The sequence below is a fragment of the Shinella sp. JR1-6 genome (assembly GCF_004284735.1).
In the GTDB taxonomy this organism is placed as follows: Bacteria; Pseudomonadota; Alphaproteobacteria; order Rhizobiales; family Rhizobiaceae; genus Shinella.
Window position 1 is genome coordinate 1 of the sequence record NZ_SHMI01000006.1, and the last position, 15,943, is coordinate 15,943.

The 15,943-nt window shown below is 63.5% G+C and carries 17 protein-coding genes and 1 pseudogene; 8 read left to right on the plus strand and 10 right to left on the minus strand.

Annotated features, from left to right (window positions below; translation table 11 throughout):
• The 5 genes and pseudogenes from EXZ48_RS12345 to EXZ48_RS12365 all read left to right on the plus strand — a co-directional run.
• Positions 1–393 (plus strand): annotated as a pseudogene (locus tag EXZ48_RS12345) (methyl-accepting chemotaxis protein); the annotation flags it as partial.
• Between the two features lie 2 nt (positions 394–395).
• Positions 396–890 carry a chemotaxis protein CheW gene (locus tag EXZ48_RS12350; RefSeq protein WP_023516699.1) on the plus strand — a complete coding sequence of 165 codons (495 nt, stop codon included), beginning with the start codon at positions 396–398 and terminating at the stop codon, positions 888–890.
• Between the two features lie 10 nt (positions 891–900).
• Positions 901–1,758, plus strand: a complete 858-nt coding sequence (locus tag EXZ48_RS12355; protein ID WP_130516243.1) for a protein-glutamate O-methyltransferase CheR — start codon at positions 901–903, stop codon at positions 1,756–1,758.
• Complete coding sequence (locus EXZ48_RS12360) at positions 1,758–2,846, plus strand: chemotaxis response regulator protein-glutamate methylesterase (RefSeq protein WP_130516245.1); 1,089 nt, start codon at positions 1,758–1,760, stop codon at positions 2,844–2,846. The genes EXZ48_RS12355 and EXZ48_RS12360 overlap by 1 nt, the downstream gene beginning before the upstream one ends.
• Before the next feature lie 147 nt (positions 2,847–2,993).
• Positions 2,994–3,704 (plus strand): ParA family protein, encoded by a 711-nt coding sequence (locus tag EXZ48_RS12365; RefSeq protein WP_130516247.1) that lies wholly within the window; start codon positions 2,994–2,996, stop codon positions 3,702–3,704.
• Positions 3,705–3,770: 66 nt separating this feature from the next.
• Here the strand turns inward: EXZ48_RS12365 and EXZ48_RS12370 are convergent, their stop codons facing one another.
• From EXZ48_RS12370 to EXZ48_RS12400, 7 genes are all read right to left on the minus strand, one after another.
• On the minus strand, positions 3,771–4,115 hold the full coding sequence (locus EXZ48_RS12370) for a RidA family protein (RefSeq protein ID WP_023516703.1): 345 nt from the start codon (positions 4,113–4,115) through the stop codon (positions 3,771–3,773).
• A 130-nt stretch (positions 4,116–4,245) separates the two neighbouring features.
• Complete coding sequence (locus EXZ48_RS12375; RefSeq protein WP_130516249.1) at positions 4,246–4,761, minus strand: gluconokinase; 516 nt, start codon at positions 4,759–4,761, stop codon at positions 4,246–4,248.
• A gap of 13 nt (positions 4,762–4,774) precedes the next feature.
• Entirely contained in the window at positions 4,775–5,605 is an 831-nt protein-coding gene (locus tag EXZ48_RS12380) for a dipeptide ABC transporter ATP-binding protein (protein WP_023516705.1), read from the minus strand.
• A complete protein-coding gene (locus EXZ48_RS12385) occupies positions 5,602–6,456 on the minus strand; it encodes an ABC transporter ATP-binding protein (protein WP_023516706.1) in 855 nt (284 codons plus the stop codon). The genes EXZ48_RS12380 and EXZ48_RS12385 overlap by 4 nt, the downstream gene beginning before the upstream one ends.
• Positions 6,456–7,364, minus strand: coding sequence for an ABC transporter permease subunit (locus EXZ48_RS12390; protein ID WP_023516707.1), 909 nt, complete (start codon positions 7,362–7,364; stop codon positions 6,456–6,458). The genes EXZ48_RS12385 and EXZ48_RS12390 overlap by 1 nt, the downstream gene beginning before the upstream one ends.
• A 10-nt stretch (positions 7,365–7,374) precedes the next feature.
• Positions 7,375–8,379, minus strand: a complete 1,005-nt coding sequence (locus EXZ48_RS12395; RefSeq protein WP_024270966.1) for an ABC transporter permease subunit — start codon at positions 8,377–8,379, stop codon at positions 7,375–7,377.
• Between the two features lie 103 nt (positions 8,380–8,482).
• Positions 8,483–10,078, minus strand: coding sequence for an ABC transporter substrate-binding protein (locus tag EXZ48_RS12400; RefSeq protein ID WP_024270965.1), 1,596 nt, complete (start codon positions 10,076–10,078; stop codon positions 8,483–8,485).
• 491 nt (positions 10,079–10,569) lie between these two features.
• Here EXZ48_RS12400 and EXZ48_RS12405 point away from each other — a divergent pair, with 491 nt between their 5' ends.
• Positions 10,570–11,289 carry a LuxR family transcriptional regulator gene (locus tag EXZ48_RS12405; protein ID WP_024270964.1) on the plus strand — a complete coding sequence of 240 codons (720 nt, stop codon included), beginning with the start codon at positions 10,570–10,572 and terminating at the stop codon, positions 11,287–11,289.
• 125 nt (positions 11,290–11,414) lie between these two features.
• Entirely contained in the window at positions 11,415–11,822 is a 408-nt protein-coding gene (locus EXZ48_RS12410) for a response regulator (protein WP_024270963.1), read from the plus strand.
• Positions 11,823–11,943: 121 nt separating this feature from the next.
• Here EXZ48_RS12410 and rirA read toward each other — a convergent pair whose 3' ends face one another.
• Positions 11,944–12,405 (minus strand): iron-responsive transcriptional regulator RirA, encoded by a 462-nt coding sequence (gene rirA / locus EXZ48_RS12415; RefSeq protein ID WP_024270962.1) that lies wholly within the window; start codon positions 12,403–12,405, stop codon positions 11,944–11,946.
• Positions 12,406–12,584: 179 nt separating this feature from the next.
• Here rirA and EXZ48_RS12420 point away from each other — a divergent pair, with 179 nt between their 5' ends.
• Entirely contained in the window at positions 12,585–13,628 is a 1,044-nt protein-coding gene (locus tag EXZ48_RS12420) for a Fe(3+) ABC transporter substrate-binding protein (protein WP_130516251.1), read from the plus strand.
• A 58-nt stretch (positions 13,629–13,686) separates the two neighbouring features.
• Here EXZ48_RS12420 and EXZ48_RS12425 read toward each other — a convergent pair whose 3' ends face one another.
• Complete coding sequence (locus tag EXZ48_RS12425; RefSeq protein WP_037408173.1) at positions 13,687–14,763, minus strand: M48 family metallopeptidase; 1,077 nt, start codon at positions 14,761–14,763, stop codon at positions 13,687–13,689.
• On the minus strand, positions 14,753–15,844 hold the full coding sequence (locus EXZ48_RS12430) for a YjgN family protein (RefSeq protein ID WP_245462035.1): 1,092 nt from the start codon (positions 15,842–15,844) through the stop codon (positions 14,753–14,755). Before EXZ48_RS12430 ends, EXZ48_RS12425 begins: the two co-directional genes overlap by 11 nt.
• Between the last annotated feature and the right edge of the window lie 99 nt (positions 15,845–15,943).

Here is a 15,943-nt window from a genome sequence, read left to right on the forward strand (position 1 = left end):
CTGGTCTCGGAAATCTCCGCCGCCTGCCGCGAGCAGGACATCGGCGCCTCGCAGATCAACGAGGCGATCCAGCAGCTCGACAAGGTGACCCAGCAGAATGCCGGCGCCTCGGAAGAAATGTCCGGCACCTCGGAGGAGCTGGCCGCCCAGGCCGAGGAGCTGCAGACCTCCATCGCCTTCTTCCGCGTCGATCGCGCCTCCGGCGCCCCGCTCGCCCAGCAGCGCCGCCCGGCGCCGGCCGCGTCGCGTCCGGTCGCCAAGGCGCCCGCCGCGCCGCTTCGCAAGTCCGACAACAGCGTCAACGGCCAGCAGGCCCGCGCCCGCGGCTTTGCCCTCGACATGTCGATGGGCGGCCCGGATGCCGACGACGCAGACTTCAGGGAAAGCGCTTGATCATGGCCGGCACATCCTCCGAATCCCAATTCGTCACCTTCAGTCTCGACAGCGAGGTCTTTGCGGTGCCCGTCTCGGTCGTCCGGGAAATCCTCGACCACGAGGATGCCTTCAAGATCCCGCACGGGCCGGAATACCTGCTTGGGCTCCGGGACGTGCGGGGCCAGGGTGTGCCGGTCATCGACCTGCGTCTTCGTCTCGGCATGACGAAGACCGAGAAGACCCCGCATACGCGGGCCCTGGTGCTCGACGTGCCGATCGGTGAGAAGATCCTCACCCTCGGCCTCGTCGCCGACCGGGTCTTCGAGGTCATCCCCTTCCGCACCGACGAGATCGAGGGTGCGCCCGACATCGGCGTGCGCTGGCCGTCCGACTACATTGCCGGCGTCGTGCGCCGCAACGGCGGTTTCGTCGTCATCGTCGATCTCGCGCGCCTGTTCTCCGGCGCCGAGATGGCGATGATGGGTTCGGCGGGTCGTCTCGCCGCAACGGCATAGTTTCGGGAGCATGGGTGTGGGAGCAGCATTGCGGACGCAAGGGGCGGAGGACGGGTTAAGCAACCGGAACTTCGAAGCCCTGTCGCGCTATATCTACGACTACAGCGGCATCAAGATGCCGATCACGAAGCTGACAATGCTGGAGGGCCGGCTGCGCCGGCGCCTTCGGGCAACCGGCATTGCCAGCTTCAACGACTATTGCGACTATCTCTTCAAGCACGGCGGCATCGAGAAGGAAGCGATCTTCCTCATCGACGCCGTGACCACCAACAAGACCGACTTCTTCCGCGAGCCAAAGCATTTCGAGTACATGGCCGCGACCGGCCTGCCGGAAATGGTGGCGGCCGGCCACAAGCGGCTGCGGCTGTGGAGCGCCGCCTGCTCCATCGGTGCCGAGCCCTATACGATGGCGATGGTGATGCAGGATTTCGTCGATGCGTCGTCCGGCCTCGATTATCGCATTCTTGCCACCGACCTTTCGACCGAAGTGCTTGCCGCCGCCCGGCGCGGCGTCTATCCGCGCGACATGATCCAGCCCGTCCCGGCCGAGATGCAGCGCCGCTACGTCATGGTCTCGCGCCATGCCGGGCGCGGCGAGGTGCGAATCCATCCGCGCCTGCGCTCGACGATCGGCTTTGCCCGCATGAACCTCATGGACAGCGTCTACAAGGTGGGCGACCCCATGCACATGATCTTCTGCCGCAACGTATTGATCTATTTCGACAAGCCGACACAGGCCAAGGTGCTGTCGCGGCTCTGCGACTGCCTGGTTCCCGGCGGTTTTCTCTATGTGGGCCATTCCGAAACGGTCACCGGCATCTCCCTGCCGGTGCGCCAGGTCGCCAACACGGTTTTCAAGAAGATCTGATGGTCCTTCCCGGCAAAAAGATCCGCGTTCTCATCATCGACGACTCGGCGAGCGTGCGCCAGGCGCTGACCCACGTGCTGGAGCAGGATCCGGAGATCGAGGTGATGGGCGCGGCCTCAGATCCCTTCATGGCGGCCAAGAAGATCCAGGAAGAGGTGCCCGACGTCATCACGCTCGACGTGGAAATGCCGCGCATGGACGGCATCACCTTCCTGCGCAAACTGATGTCGCAGCGGCCGATCCCCGTCGTCATGTGCTCCTCGCTCACCGAGGAGGGCTCGGAGACGCTGATGCAGGCGCTGGAAGCCGGCGCTGTCGACATCATCCTGAAGCCGAAGATCGGCGCGGCCGACCACCTCGCCGAGTCCGGCACGCGCATCCGCGAGGCCGTCAAGGGCGCGGCCGTCGCCCGCCTTGGCCAGAACCGGCGCTCGGCCGCCGCCAGCGGGCCGACCGCAAAGCTCACGGCCGATGCCGTGCTGCCCCCGCCCTCCGGCCGCGCCATGGCCAAGACGACCGAAATGGTCGCCTGCGTCGGCGCCTCGACCGGCGGCACGGAGGCGCTGCGGGTTCTGCTGGAACAGTTGCCGGCCAACTCCCCCGGCATCGTCATCGTGCAGCACATGCCGGAAAAGTTCACCGCCGCCTTCGCCAAGCGCCTCAACAGCCTGTGCGAAGTGGAGGTCAAGGAAGCGGTCCATGGCGATCCCGTGCTGCGCGGCCATGTGCTGATCGCCCCCGGTGATCGCCATATGATGCTGGAGCGGCAGGGTGCGCGCTACCATGTCGCCGTGCGCGAAGGCCCCCTCGTCTCGCGCCACCGGCCGTCCGTCGACGTGCTGTTCCGCTCCGCCGCCCGTTCGGCCGGAGCGAATGCCATGGGCGTCATCCTGACCGGCATGGGCGACGACGGCGCACGCGGCATGAACGAGATGCACCAGGCCGGCGCCTATACGGTCGCGCAGGACGAGGCGAGCTCTATCGTCTTCGGCATGCCAAAGGAGGCGATCGCCCATGGCGGCGTCGACAGGATCCTGCCGCTGGATCAGATCGCCCGCGAAATCCTCGCCGCCGACCGGCGGAGATAGCCTGTCCCAGCGGCTTGCACGATGGTTCTGCGCCCGGCAAAGCAGGCGCCTTCATCGGGCATTAACCACAATCACCGAGGATGGCAAAGCACCATGCGAGGTGCTTTGAGAGCGATGACCGGCTCGACAACCGTTCCGGGGAGCCCCATGCCCGTCATCACCTTCGCCAACACCAAAGGCGGCGCCGGCAAGACCACCGCCGTGCTGCTGCTAGCGACCGAGCTTGCCCGCCTCGGCTTTCGCGTCTCGGTACTCGACGCCGATCCGCAGCACTGGATCACCCGCTGGCACGAGAACTCCAAAGGTCTGCTCGGCAATCGCCTCGCGGTGGTGCCCTATGTGACGATGGGCACGATCGACCGGCAGCTCGCCGAAGAGAAGGCGCGCGCCGATTTCGTCTTGATCGACCTGCCGGGATCGCGCAGTTCGCTCCTCGCCAAGGCGGTGGGCTATTCCGACTACGTGCTGATCCCCGTGCAGGGCTCCGCCATGGACGCGCAGGGCGGCGCCAATGTCATCGAGCTCCTGCAATATCTGGAAGACAAGGCCGATATCCATATCCGCCATTCCGTCGTGCTCACCCGTGTCAACTCCATGGTGACGACGCGCGCGATGCATGCGGTCAAGGACCTGCTCGCGGCTCGCCGGGTCCACCTTCTGCAGACGCCGATCATCGAACGTTCGGCCTTCCGCGACATCTTCGGTTGCGGCGGCACGCTCTATACGATGGACGCCCGGCGCGTCAGCAATCTCGACAAGGCGCAGGAGAATGCAAGGGCGCTGGCGCTGGAAGTGCTGCAGCAGATCCCTGCTGCGCTGCGGCCGACCGCGGCGGAGAGGCTGCGAAGCGTCGCCTGAGGCGCCCGCTTTCATTGCAGAGGCCGCGGAAACCGCGGCCTCTTTTCGTTTCAGCCGAGGCCTGGCTCAGAGCGCGGCGACGACGATGACTTCGACGAGGTAGTCCGGCGTTGCCAGCTTGGATTCGCCGGTGGCGCGGGCCGGGGTGTGGCCCTGCGGTGCCCAGACATCCCAGACGGCGTTCATCTTGGAGAAATCGGCCATGTCGGCGAGCCAGATCTGGGCGGAAAGGATGCGAGTCTTGTCGGTGCCGGCAAGCGCCAGCAGGCGGTCGACTTCGGCCAGCGCCTGCTTCGTCTGCTCGGTGACGTCCGAGCCCGCCTCACCGACCTGGCCGGCCAGATAGACGGTCCCGTTGTGCACGACGGCCTGGCTCATGCGCGGGCCGGTTTCAAAGCGTTTGATGTCCATGTCTCATTCCTGTCAGGCTTGAAATTCTTCGCGGGAGGCCGCGGGCACGCAACGGCCGGCGGTGGCCGTCTATACGAGGCCCGGCGCACGGACGCCAGTGGCCCGGCGGGAAATTCGCATGCACCGTGGGTCAGCCGACAGTTTTCAATCCATCGAGCGCCCTGGCAACGATCGTCTCGACGGCGGCGTCGATGCCGACAGTCACGACGCCAGCCTCACCGGACGGATCCTCCAGCGTGGCAAGCTGGCTGTCGAGCAGGCTCGCAGGCATGAAATGGCCATGCCGCGCAGCCATGCGGGCCGTGAGCAGATCGCGGCTGCCCTTGAGGAAGACGAAGGTCAGCGCTCCGCCGGCCGACTGGCGCAGACGGTCGCGATAGATCTTTTTCAGGGCCGAGCAGGAAACGACAACGCTCTTTCCCGCGTCGAGGCTGCCGGCGAGCGCCTGGCCGATCGTATCGAGCCAGGGCCAGCGGTCCTCGTCCGTCAGCGGAACGCCGCGGGACATCTTCTCGACATTGCCGGCGGGGTGCAGGCTGTCGCCTTCGATGAAAGCGGTGCCGAGGGCGGCGGCCAGACCATCGGCGACCGAGGTCTTGCCGGAACCGGAGACGCCCATGACGACGATCGCGCGGGTCGCCGTCATGGGCTGTTCGTCCTCACGCCACGCGCTTGCGGCGTTCGACGCGGGCGCGGATGGCGTCCACGTCGACGCGGGGCGTCGCGGCGAAAAGGGTCTTTGTGTAGTTGTGCTGCGGGTTTTCGAACACCTGATCACGGCTGCCGTATTCCACGGCTTCACCGAAGTACATCACCATCACGTCGTCGGCGATGTGGCGCACCACCGAAAGGTCATGGCTGATGAAGACATAGGTGAGCTTGAACTCGTCCTGCAGGTCGGCGAGCAGGTTGAGCACCTGGGCCTGAACCGAAAGATCGAGCGCCGAGACCGGCTCGTCGAGCACGAGCAGGCGCGGATTGAGCATCAGCGCGCGGGCGATCGCCACGCGCTGGCGCTGGCCGCCGGAGAACATGTGCGGGTAGCGCCCGTAATGCTTCTCCTCGAGGCCGACCTTCTTCAGCATGGCCATGGCGCGATCACGCCGCTCACCTGCAGGCACCTTGGTGTTGATGACCAGCGGCTCCGTGAGGATGTCGCCGATCTTCTTGCGCGGGTTGAGCGAGCCATAGGGGTTCTGGAAGACGATCTGCACCTTGCTGCGCATTTCCGCGGTCAGCGGCTCATGCGCGATGTCGACCTTGCGGCCGTCGATCAGCATGTCGCCCTCGGTGATCGGATCGATCATCGTGACCATGCGGGCAAGGGTGGACTTGCCGCAACCGCTTTCGCCAACGATGGCAAGCGTCTTGCCCTGCTCGACCTTGAAGCTCACGCCCTTGACGGCATGGACGGTCTTGGCGGGTTTGAACAGGCTTCCCGGGATATGGTAGTCGCGTTTCAGGTTCTTTGCTTCAAGAACAGGGGTCATCGGACTGCTCCTGCAAAAATCTCGGCGTCGGTCAGCTTTTCCGTGATCGTCGGCAGGCGCTCGCCGGTGGCATTTTCCGGCAGGGCCGAAAGCAGCGCCTTGGTGTAGACGCTCTTCGGGGCCGAGAAGAGCGACAGCACGTCGGCCTCCTCGATCTGGCGGCCCTTGTACTGCACGATGACGCGGTCGGCGGTTTCGGCGACGACGCCCATGTCATGGGTGATGATGATGAGGCCCATGCCGTGTTCGGCCTGCAGCTTCATCAGGAGGTCGAGGATCTGCTTCTGGATCGTCACGTCGAGCGCAGTGGTCGGCTCGTCGGCGATCAGCAGCTTCGGATTGCAGGCGAGCGCGGTCGCGATCATCACACGCTGGCACTGGCCACCCGACATCTGGTGCGGATAGTGGCCAAGGCGTTCTTCCGGGTTCGGAATACCGACCGACTGGAAGAGCTCGATCGCCCGGTCGCGGCGCGCTTTGCGGGAGAGATCCGTGTGGATGCGCAGCACTTCCTCGATCTGGTAGCCGACCGTGAAGCACGGATTGAGGCTGGCGATCGGCTCCTGGAAGATCATGGCGATATCCTTGCCGATGATCTTGCGCCGGTCGCTGTCGGACATGGCCTGCATGTCGCGGCCGTTGAAGGTGAGCACGTCGGCGGTCACCTTCGCCGTCCACGGGAGAAGCCCCATGGCGGCGAGCATGGAGACCGACTTGCCCGAGCCGGATTCGCCGACGATGGCGAGCACTTCGCCTTCGTCGACCTTGAGCGAAACGCCGTCCACGGCGCGGAAGGGACCGGAAGCCGTCTGGAATTCGACGGTGAGGTTTTTGACTTCGAGAAGCGACATCACGACCTCTTCAGCTTGGGATCGAGGGCGTCGCGCAGGCCGTCACCCATGAGGTTGATGGCAAGCACGGTGATGAGGATGGCAAGACCGGGGAAGGTGACGACCCACCAGGCGCGCTGGATGAATTCGCGCGCTTCGGCGAGCATCGTGCCCCATTCCGGCGTCGGCGGCTGCGCGCCCATGCCGAGGAAGCCGAGCGCCGCCGCGTCGAGGATCGCCGCCGAGAAGGCGAGCGTCGCCTGGACAATGAGCGGAGCGAGGCAATTCGGCAGGATGGTGAGGAACATCAGGCGCAGCGTGCCGGCGCCCGCGACCTTCGAGCCGACGACATAGTCCTTCGACTTCTCGGTCATCACGGCCGCGCGCGTCAGGCGCACGAAGTGCGGCTGGTTGACGAGCGAGATGGCGATCATGGCGTTCAAGAGGCCCGGCCCCAGAACCGCCACCAGCACGAGGGCAAGCAGCAGCGAGGGGAATGCCAGGATGATGTCCATGATGCGCATGATGAACGTATCGACCTTGCCGCGGAAATAGCCGGCGATAAGACCGATCAGCACGCCCGAGACCACCGAAAGCGTCACGACGACGAGACCGATGAAGAGCGAGAAGCGTGCGCCGTAGATGAGGCGCGAGAGGATGTCGCGGCCGACGGCGTCGGTGCCGAGAATATGCCCCCACATGCCGCCGTCCTGGAAGACCGGCGGCAGCAGGAGAAGTTCGCGGTTCTGGCTGCTCGGGCTGTGCGGCGCGACGAAGGGTGCGAAGACAGCGACGAACAGGATGACCAGGAAGAACGCGAGGCCGATGACGGCGCCCTTGTTGCGCGAGAAATAGAACCAGAATTCGGAAAGACCCGAGGGCGGCGTGCCACCCGTCTTGGTGTCGGCCGTGTTTTGAACCGTGCTCATGGATCGCCTCCTAGTGCCGGATACGCGGGTTGACCCAGCCGTAAAGCAGGTCGACCACGAGGTTGACGATCATGATGACGGCAGCGATCAGCATCAAGCCACCCTGCACCACGGCATAGTCGCGCTTGAAGACACTGTCGACCATCCACTTGCCGATGCCCGGCCAGGAGAAGATCGTCTCGGTAAGGATGGCGCCCGCGAGCAGCACGCCGACCTGAAGGCCGATCGTGGTGATGACGGGGATCATCGCGTTGCGCAGCGCATGCACGCCGATGACCCGGAACGGCGGCAGGCCCTTGGCGCGGGCGGTGCGGACATAGTCCTCGCCGAGCACTTCAAGCATGGCCGAACGGGTCTGGCGCGCGATGACGGCGAGCGGGATCGTCGCAAGGACGACCGTCGGCAGGATCAGGTAGGTCAGCGCCGATTTGAACGCCCCCGCCTGCCCGGAGATCAGGCTGTCGATCAGCATGAAACCGGTGACCTGCGGGAAGAAGTACATCAGCGAGATGCGCCCCGAGACCGGTGTCCAGCCGAGATAACCGGAGAAGAAGATGATGAGCAGCAGGCCCCACCAGAAGATCGGCATCGAATAGCCGACGAGGGCGACGCCCATGATCGACTGGTCGAGCCAGGTCCCGCGTTTCACCGCGGCGAAGACGCCGGCGGGAATGCCGAGCACGACGGCGACGATGATGGCGCAGAGCGAAAGCTCCAGCGTTGCCGGGAAGAGCAGCATGAAGTCATCGAGCACCGGCCGCTTGGTCACGATGGACGAGCCAAAGTCGCCCGTGAGCAGGCCGGCGAGATAGTCGAAATACTGGATGTACATCGGTCGGTCGAGGCCAAGCTGGTGCATGAGCTCGGCGTGTCGTTCCGGAGACATGACGCGCTCACCCGACATCAGCATGACCGGATCGCCCGGAAGAAGTCGAATGAAGGAGAACGCGATGAGCGATACCCCGAGGAACGTGGGTATCAGGACGGCGAGCCGTCCGAAGATAAAACGAAACATGGGAGCCAATCCCTTCATTTTTGTGAAAAACCGGCGGCCCGAATGTCTTCGAGCCGCCGGCCAATGCACGCTCTTTGCGGCGTGCGCTTTCTCGTAGCCGATATTACTCGGCGATGTCCACGCCTTCGAAGACGAAGTCGCCAAGCGGGGACTGGACGAAGCCCGAGACCTTCTTGCTCATCGGAACGACGGCGAGCGAGTGGTCGAGCGTGTTCCAGGGCGCTTCGCGCTTGAAGATGACCTGGGCCTCTTCATAGAGCTTGGTGCGCTCTGCAACGTCGGCGGTTTCCTTCGCCTTCGTCATCAGGTCGTCGAACTCCTTGTTGCACCACTGCGCACGGTTGTTGCCGCCGACGGCGTCGCAACCGAGCAGGGTGTCAAGGAAGTTGTCCGGGTCGCCGTTGTCGCCCGTCCAGCCGAGGATGGCCGCGCCGTCGCGGTCCTTGGCAGACGAGAGCTTCAGATACTCGGCCCATTCGTAGGAGACGATCTCGACTTCGACGCCGATCTTGGCAAGGTCAGCCTGCATCAGTTCTGCTGCGCGGCGGGCGTTCAGCATGTACGGACGCGCGACGGGCATCGCCCAGATCTTCATCTTGAGGCCGGCAGCGCCAGCGTCTTCAAGCATCTTCTTGGCCGCTTCCGGATCGAACTTGTCGTCGACGACGGCGTCGTTGTACGACCACATGGTCGGCGGGATCGGGTTCTTTGCAACCGTTGCCGCGCCCTGGAAGACCGCGTCGACGATGGCCTGGCGGTTGATCGCCATGTTGAGGGCCTTGCGGACCTCGACCTTGTCGAAGGGCGGAACCAGCGTGTTGTAGGCGAGGTATGCGACGTTGAGGCCAGCCTGCTCGGAGATGTGCAGGTTCGGGTCGGCCTTCAGCTCGGCGACGTCAGCGGCGTTCGGATAGGACATCAGGTGGCATTCGCCAGCCTTCAGCTTCTGCGCGCGAACGGCAGCGTCCGTGGTGATTGCGAAGACGAGATCGTCGATCTTCTGCTTGCCGCCCCAGTAGTCCGGGTTGGCCTTGTAGCGGATCGCGGCATCCGGCTGGTAGGCAACGAAGGTGAACGGGCCGGTGCCGAGCGGCTGCTGGTTCATCAGCTCCATCTTGCCGTCAGCCTGCAGCTTGTCGGCATATTCCTTGGAGACGATCGAGATGAAGGGCATGCCGAGGTTGGCGAGCAGCGGTGCTTCCGGGCGCTTCAGCGTGATCTTGACCGTCAGGTCGTCGACCTTCTCGATCTTGTCGAGCACATCGGGCAGACCCATGCCGGAGAAGTATTCCCAGGACGCGCCCGGCACGTACTTGTTCCAGGCATTGTCTTCCTTGTACTGACGCTCGAAGGAGAAGATCACGTCGTCTGCGTTCAGCTCACGCGACGGGGTGAAATACTCGGTCGTCTGGAACTTCACGCCCTTGCGGAGCTTGAAGGTATATTCCTTGCCATCGGCGGAAATTTCCCAGCTCTCGGCCAGCGCAGGCTCCAGCTCCGTCGTGCCGCGCTTGAATTCCACCAGCCGGTTGTAGACCGTGTGCGCTGCTGCGTCGAAGGTCTGACCGCCGGTATAGAGGCCGGGATCGAAGCCTTCCGGCGACGCTTCCGAGCAGTAGACGAAGGTCTTCGACCAGGCGGCCGTACCCATCAACGAGGCAAGCGCCGTCGCTGCGAGGAGAGTAGTCAGCTTTTTCATAGTGAGCTTCCCAGGTTTGCTTTTTTGTTCTCTTGTGCAGGCTCGGGTACACTTCCGGCCCCGACCTTGCCGGGGATGGAACGACATTTGCCGCAGGATTGCAATAAGTCCGCGAACAAATTTGTCCAACCGGAAAAAACCGCGGAAGATTATTCTCCACAGCATTAGAAACGGCTTCAAAAGCAACGCGAATCACCCACCCCCCGCCTTGTCAATCCCGACCTGAATGGATAGCGGCGACGCCGGCGTCGTGCCATAACGGGACATCGAGGCAAGAGGGACTGTCCTTCGCTGTTTCCCCCTGTGGCGGCGGGGCGAGACGAAAAGAGCGAAGGGCAGTCCTTCTTTCGTTTCTTCCTTTGTTTTCAGCACCTTGTTCGAACGACCACAAAAAAGTGGACCGCCATCACGAAATTGTCCGGCAAAACCCTTTGCCGCCAAAGATTGTGGCGCTAGATTTGACGCGTGGAATCCCTGGGGATAGAGACCACGTGCCCGTCTTGAACAAACACTACCGGCGCTATGATTTCGAAAGCGATCTTGAGAAGGCTCTCAATCGCGTTGATTTCTTTCGCATTTTCCATACCTTGGCGCTGCGCTACGGTTTCGAGCATTTCGGAATCCTGCAGCTGGCCAACGAACACGAGACGAGCCACCTTGCAGGCCGCCTCGTGCTGCACGACCTGCCAGCCGGCCTTGCCGAGGCCTATGACAAGCGTCATCGCCTGAACGATTCCGCCATCTTCAAAAGCTTCTACAAATCGACCATCCCGACCGTGTGGCTGAGCGATGACCCGGTGGAGAACGGCGCGGTCGGCAGCGGCGACTTCCTCGAGCAGATCGGCTTCGACATGGCGCTTGCCATTCCGGTCCACTCCATCGGGGGCATACGGTATGTGGTGCTCTTCCTGGGCGACGGCGAGGATATCGGCCGCAGCGCCCACTACGAGATCTGCTACGAGGCGAACTGCGCCTTCGACTACTTCTACCGCAAGGTCCTCGCCAACAAGGCAGGCATGGGTCTGACGCCGCGCGAGACGGAAATCCTGCGCTGGATCTCCTACGGCAAGACGGCAAGCGAGATCGCCCTCATCGTCTCGGTTTCCGAGCACACGGTGAACTCGCACACGGCAACGATCCTGAAGAAACTCGACGTGGTGAACCGTACGCAGATGGTGGCAAAGGCAATCCGCGAGCAAATCATCCAATAATGCCGCAAATCAGGTCCGCGGCGTTACCGATAGCAGAGTTAGGGACTTGTTAATGCGTGCCGCGTGGATGAGAGTAGCCGCGGCTTCCGGCCAACCATTCGATGCAATCAGGTTCACCCACCACTATGACCGCAACCGTGCATATCCTGCTTGTCGATGACGACCCTGCGGAAAACGTCATCCTCAGCGCGCTGATGCGCAAGGTGACAAGCTATGCGATCACCCTTCATTATGTAGAGACGGTGGAAGCGGCGCTGGATTTTATCCGTGCTGACGGGGTGCGGCTCGACATGATCCTGATGGACAACCGGCTCCAGCCGCAGGCGGATTTTCGCGAGACCGTGCCGGAACTCCGGCGCAACGGCTACATCGGCCCGGTCGGCGTCATTTCCTCCTCGATAAGCGATGCCTATTTCCAGAAGATCGACGATTACGGCGTCGACTTCCGCATCGACAAGGCCGAGCTCGACCCGACAGCCGTCGAGTTCATCCTCAGGGAATATGTCAGGCAGGACACAAGCGCCGGAGAGTAACCTCCGGCGTCTGGTGCACTTTCAGAAATTTGTGAAATGGATATGCCGCCAGCGCGATACCAAGCTGGAGGCGCCGGGCATTGCACCCGGCGAAGAAAGCGGAAAGGCCCTGTCTCAAGCCTCAGGCGGCGGGCTGCCGCACGGCCGCATTTTCCAGGCCAAGCAGCATGCCGATCTGCGGGCGGGCCTTGACCAGATCGTCGATCGTATATTGCTGCAGCACTTCGAAGAAGGCGTTGAGCGCCTTGCGCAGCGCCGAATTGAGGCCACAGCTATCGACCAGCGGGCATTCGATCTCCCCCGCCTCGAAACATTCGGCCATGGCGAAGGAATCCTCCGTCACCCGCACGACGTCGAACAGCGTGATCTCCGCCGCCGGCTTCGGCAGACGTACGCCGCCGTTGCGGCCGCGCACGGTCTCGATGATGCCGGCCCGCGTCAGCGGCTGGAGGATCTTGAACAGGAACAGCTCGGATACGCCATAGGCCCTGGCGATTTCCGGAACGCGGCTGAGTTTGTCACCATTCGCCGCGCAGTACATCAACATGCGCACCGCATAGTTGGTTTGTTTCGTCAGACGCATCGGGAACTCCGAATCCGGTTTTCTAGTCCGCACACATATAGGACACTTCGCTATTTAGAACAATTCCAAAAAGCGGAAAATCACATTCATGTTATGGCGGGGATCGCACGGTTGACTGCGAGGGGCAAGCCGTTAAACACGACTTTAGCAGTTAAGAATAAATGCACCAGGAGGACCCGATGCAACTGCTTAAGACGTCTCTTGCCGCCCTTGCCCTCTCGACCGCCGGTCTGGCCCTTGCCACACCGGCCTTTGCAGATGGTGAAGTCAACATCTACTCCTACCGTCAGCCGGATCTGATCAAGCCGCTGCTCGACGAATTCACGAAGGAAACCGGTATCACCACCAACGTGCTCTTCCTCGACAAGGGCCTGGTGGAGCGCATCCAGGCGGAAGGCGCGAACTCGCCGGCCGACGTCATCCTGACGGTCGACATCGCGCGCCTGACGGAAGCCAAGGAAGGCGGCGTCACGCAGCCGGTCCAGAACGACGTCATCAACAAGGACATCCCGGCGCAGTACCGCGATCCGGATGGCGACTGGTTTGGCCTGACCACGCGTTCGCGCGTCGTCTACGCGTCCAAGGATCGCGTCGCGCAGAACGAGATCACCTACGAGGAGCTTGCCGACCCGAAGTGGAAGGGCAAGATCTGCACCCGTGACGGCCAGCACTCCTACAATATCGGCCTGATCGCCTCGATGATCGCCCATCACGGCGAAGCCGAAGCCGAGAAGTGGCTGACCGGCCTGAAGAACAACCTCGCCCGCAAGCCCGACGGCGGCGACCGCGACCAGGCCAAGGCGATCCTCGCCGGCGAATGCGACCTCGCACTCGGCAACTCCTACTATGTCGGTCTGATGATGACCAACGAGAAGGAGCCGGAGCAGAAGGATTGGGCGGCAGCCATCAAGGTGCTGTTCCCGAACACCGCCGACCGCGGCAGCCACGTCAACGTCTCCGGCATGGCGCTCGCCAAGAACGCTCCGAACAAGGACAATGCGCTGAAGCTGATGGAATTCCTGTCGGCCGGCACCGCGCAGAAGATCTATGCCGAGCAGGTCTACGAATACCCGGTCCTGCCGGGTGCCGAGCCGTCCGAGGTCGTCAAGTCCTTCGGCACGCTGAAGCCGGATGCCCTGCCGCTCGTCGACATCGCGGCGAACCGCAAGAAGGCATCCGAGCTGGTGGACAAGGTCGGCTACAACGACGGCCCGTCGCAGTAACAGGAATGCCTCCCAAGGCCAAACCAGGAAACGGCGGCTCTCGGGCCGCCGTTTTCGTTCATTGCAGGTCCGGATCCGACTGGCCGGAGATGATCCGGCTGTAGTCGATGATGTCCTTCTTGCGCTGCGGCGTGCCCGGATGGGTGGAGAGGATGGTGGTATCCCCCTTGTCGCCGAGTTTTTCCTCCAGGAGACCGAAGAAGCGGGCGATCGCGGTGGGGTCGTAGCCGGCCTTTGCCATCAGCTCGACCGAGCGCCGGTCGGCTTCGGCCTCCGCACCGCGCGAATAGGAGAGCGCGAGGAGGCCGCCACCCTGCACCAGCACGTCCTCGACCGCCGAGCCGACGTCGCCGGCAATCAGCATGATGAGGCCGGTCATGCCGGCGGCGCGGTAGAACTGGCGCAGGCTGTGCTCCAGCTCGACATGGCCGATCTCGTGCGCGAGCACACCGACGATCATCTCCGTATCGCCACCTGCCAGTTCGACGAGCTGGTCGGTGAGGACGAGCGTGCCGTCCGGCAGCGCGAAGGCGTTCGGTCCGATCAGGCCGCCATCACGGAAATTGAGGGTATAGGCCCCTGCCCCGCGCGGCGACTGGGCAGCGATGCGGGCAAAGCCGTCGGCGATCTCCTTGCGGCGGCCGTCCGGCAGCTTCGTCGGCGAGAAGGTCGTCTGGTCGAGCGCTTCAAGCGTGCCCTGCGCCATCAACTGCGGCACGATCGGCGGCGTGGTGAGGATGGCGACCTCGACGAGCGCCGGCACGCCCCAGCGATAGACCACGCCACCCAACACGAAGGCGGCGAGCACGATGACGATCAGGCGGAGCCGGAACTGCTCCAGCCAGTGCACGAGGCCGGCGCCCCCCTTGCCGCGCGCGGCAAGATAGCGGTCGATGCCGTCATTGTCCCAGGTCTCGAAGACCGAGCCGTCCGGAAAGGTCACCCGGCGCGGGATGGCCCCGACGCGGCCGGAAATCTCGACCCAGGAGAGGCCCGCGCCGGCAAGCGGCTTCTCGCCGCCGACCGGCACCGCCGTGATTTCCCCGGCCCGCTCGACGAGGCGGGCCTCGACCGAGCGGCTGGAGCCGGCGGGATGCCAATCCCCGCCGGCGATGGTGGCATTGTCAGAAGCCAAAGTCGAAACCTTCAAAGTCCATGAACTCCGAGCCGACGGCCGAGCCCTGCGCCTCGATGCGGCTGAACAGCTCGCCGACATCCCCCGTGAAATGGATGCCGGTGTGCTCCCAGGTATAACGCGCCATGCGCACCGCCGCCCAGGGCCGCATCAGGCCGAGGGTCAGCAGCGTGACGATAACGTTGGAAATGGCGATCCAGGTGTAGCGGGTGCGCGAGACGTCGCTCAGCATGCGGTGCTGGCCATCGAAGGTGGTCGCCGACCAGGCGATGTTGCGCACGCCCGCGCGATAGAAGAGGCCTGCAATGCCGAAGGTCGCGAAGAGCACGATGTAGCCGATGACCGCGCTGATGACGAGCGGGATCTGCTGTTCCGGCGTCAGAGCGCCGGGCGTCTCGATCATCGGCAGGATCAGCGAGAGATTCATGAAGACGATGAGCGCGATGATGCCGAGGCCGACCAGCGCGATGAGGAACGACAGGAGCCAGGACTTATAGAGCGGGCCGAGCTGCGGGTCGGTATCGAAGGCCTTGCCGCCGTAGCGCAGGTTCGTGCCGACATAGCGCGAGACCCAGCGGCTGGCGAGCGGCGTGAGGATACCGATGGTGATGACGGCGAGCAGGCTGCCGAGAATGAAGGCCTTGAACGCGCCGCCCGCACCGCCGACGAAATCGAAGCGAACATTGCGGTAGCTCGTGACACGTGCGCTGAAGCGCAGGCCCTTGGCGACAAGCCAGGGCAACGCGATCAGAACGACGAGCGTCGGCAGCAGGACGAGAATCGGCACCAGCGTCGCAACCACGTTGAGCGCGATAAAGGCACCGAGAACGATGAGGCGGCCGATGAGGATCTGCAGACCCTTGGCGTGGTATTCAAAGGACCGGCCAAGCAGCACGGTATTGCCGTAGAAATAACGATTGCGCCGGACCTTGGCCCAGGCAGAATAGATGCCAAGCGTGATGATCGTCAGCAGCACATTGACGATCCAGATGCCAAAATATTCCGACGCCTTGCCGGTAAACGTGATGCGGTTAAAACCGCCCGCCTGTCCCGCGGGCGCAGCAGATGCTGCGAATGACATATCGTTTGCCCCTTCCGAATGCATAGACACGAGGGCTTAACGGGCCGGGATCGATGGCTATTCTTCGCAGGGCACAAAAAACTCGCAATGCAAAAAGGG

Bases quoted from the DNA above. Each gene is read 5' to 3' on its own strand.
- EXZ48_RS12410 (WP_024270963.1), top strand. From the start codon at position 11,415: ATGACCGCAACCGTGCATATCCTGCTTGTCGATGACGACCCTGCGGAA.
- EXZ48_RS12420 (WP_130516251.1), top strand. From the start codon at position 12,585: ATGCAACTGCTTAAGACGTCTCTTGCCGCCCTTGCCCTCTCGACCGCC.
- EXZ48_RS12390 (WP_023516707.1), bottom strand. From the start codon at position 7,364: ATGAGCACGGTTCAAAACACGGCCGACACCAAGACGGGTGGCACGCCG.
- EXZ48_RS12360 (WP_130516245.1), top strand. From the start codon at position 1,758: ATGGTCCTTCCCGGCAAAAAGATCCGCGTTCTCATCATCGACGACTCG.
- EXZ48_RS12385 (WP_023516706.1), bottom strand. From the start codon at position 6,456: ATGTCGCTTCTCGAAGTCAAAAACCTCACCGTCGAATTCCAGACGGCT.
- EXZ48_RS12350 (WP_023516699.1), top strand. From the start codon at position 396: ATGGCCGGCACATCCTCCGAATCCCAATTCGTCACCTTCAGTCTCGAC.
- EXZ48_RS12430 (WP_245462035.1), bottom strand. From the start codon at position 15,844: ATGTCATTCGCAGCATCTGCTGCGCCCGCGGGACAGGCGGGCGGTTTT.
- EXZ48_RS12395 (WP_024270966.1), bottom strand. From the start codon at position 8,379: ATGTTTCGTTTTATCTTCGGACGGCTCGCCGTCCTGATACCCACGTTC.
- EXZ48_RS12365 (WP_130516247.1), top strand. From the start codon at position 2,994: ATGCCCGTCATCACCTTCGCCAACACCAAAGGCGGCGCCGGCAAGACC.
- EXZ48_RS12380 (WP_023516705.1), bottom strand. From the start codon at position 5,605: ATGACCCCTGTTCTTGAAGCAAAGAACCTGAAACGCGACTACCATATC.
- EXZ48_RS12400 (WP_024270965.1), bottom strand. From the start codon at position 10,078: ATGAAAAAGCTGACTACTCTCCTCGCAGCGACGGCGCTTGCCTCGTTG.
- EXZ48_RS12355 (WP_130516243.1), top strand. From the start codon at position 901: ATGGGTGTGGGAGCAGCATTGCGGACGCAAGGGGCGGAGGACGGGTTA.
- EXZ48_RS12375 (WP_130516249.1), bottom strand. From the start codon at position 4,761: ATGACGGCGACCCGCGCGATCGTCGTCATGGGCGTCTCCGGTTCCGGC.
- EXZ48_RS12370 (WP_023516703.1), bottom strand. From the start codon at position 4,115: ATGGACATCAAACGCTTTGAAACCGGCCCGCGCATGAGCCAGGCCGTC.
- rirA (WP_024270962.1), bottom strand. From the start codon at position 12,405: ATGCGTCTGACGAAACAAACCAACTATGCGGTGCGCATGTTGATGTAC.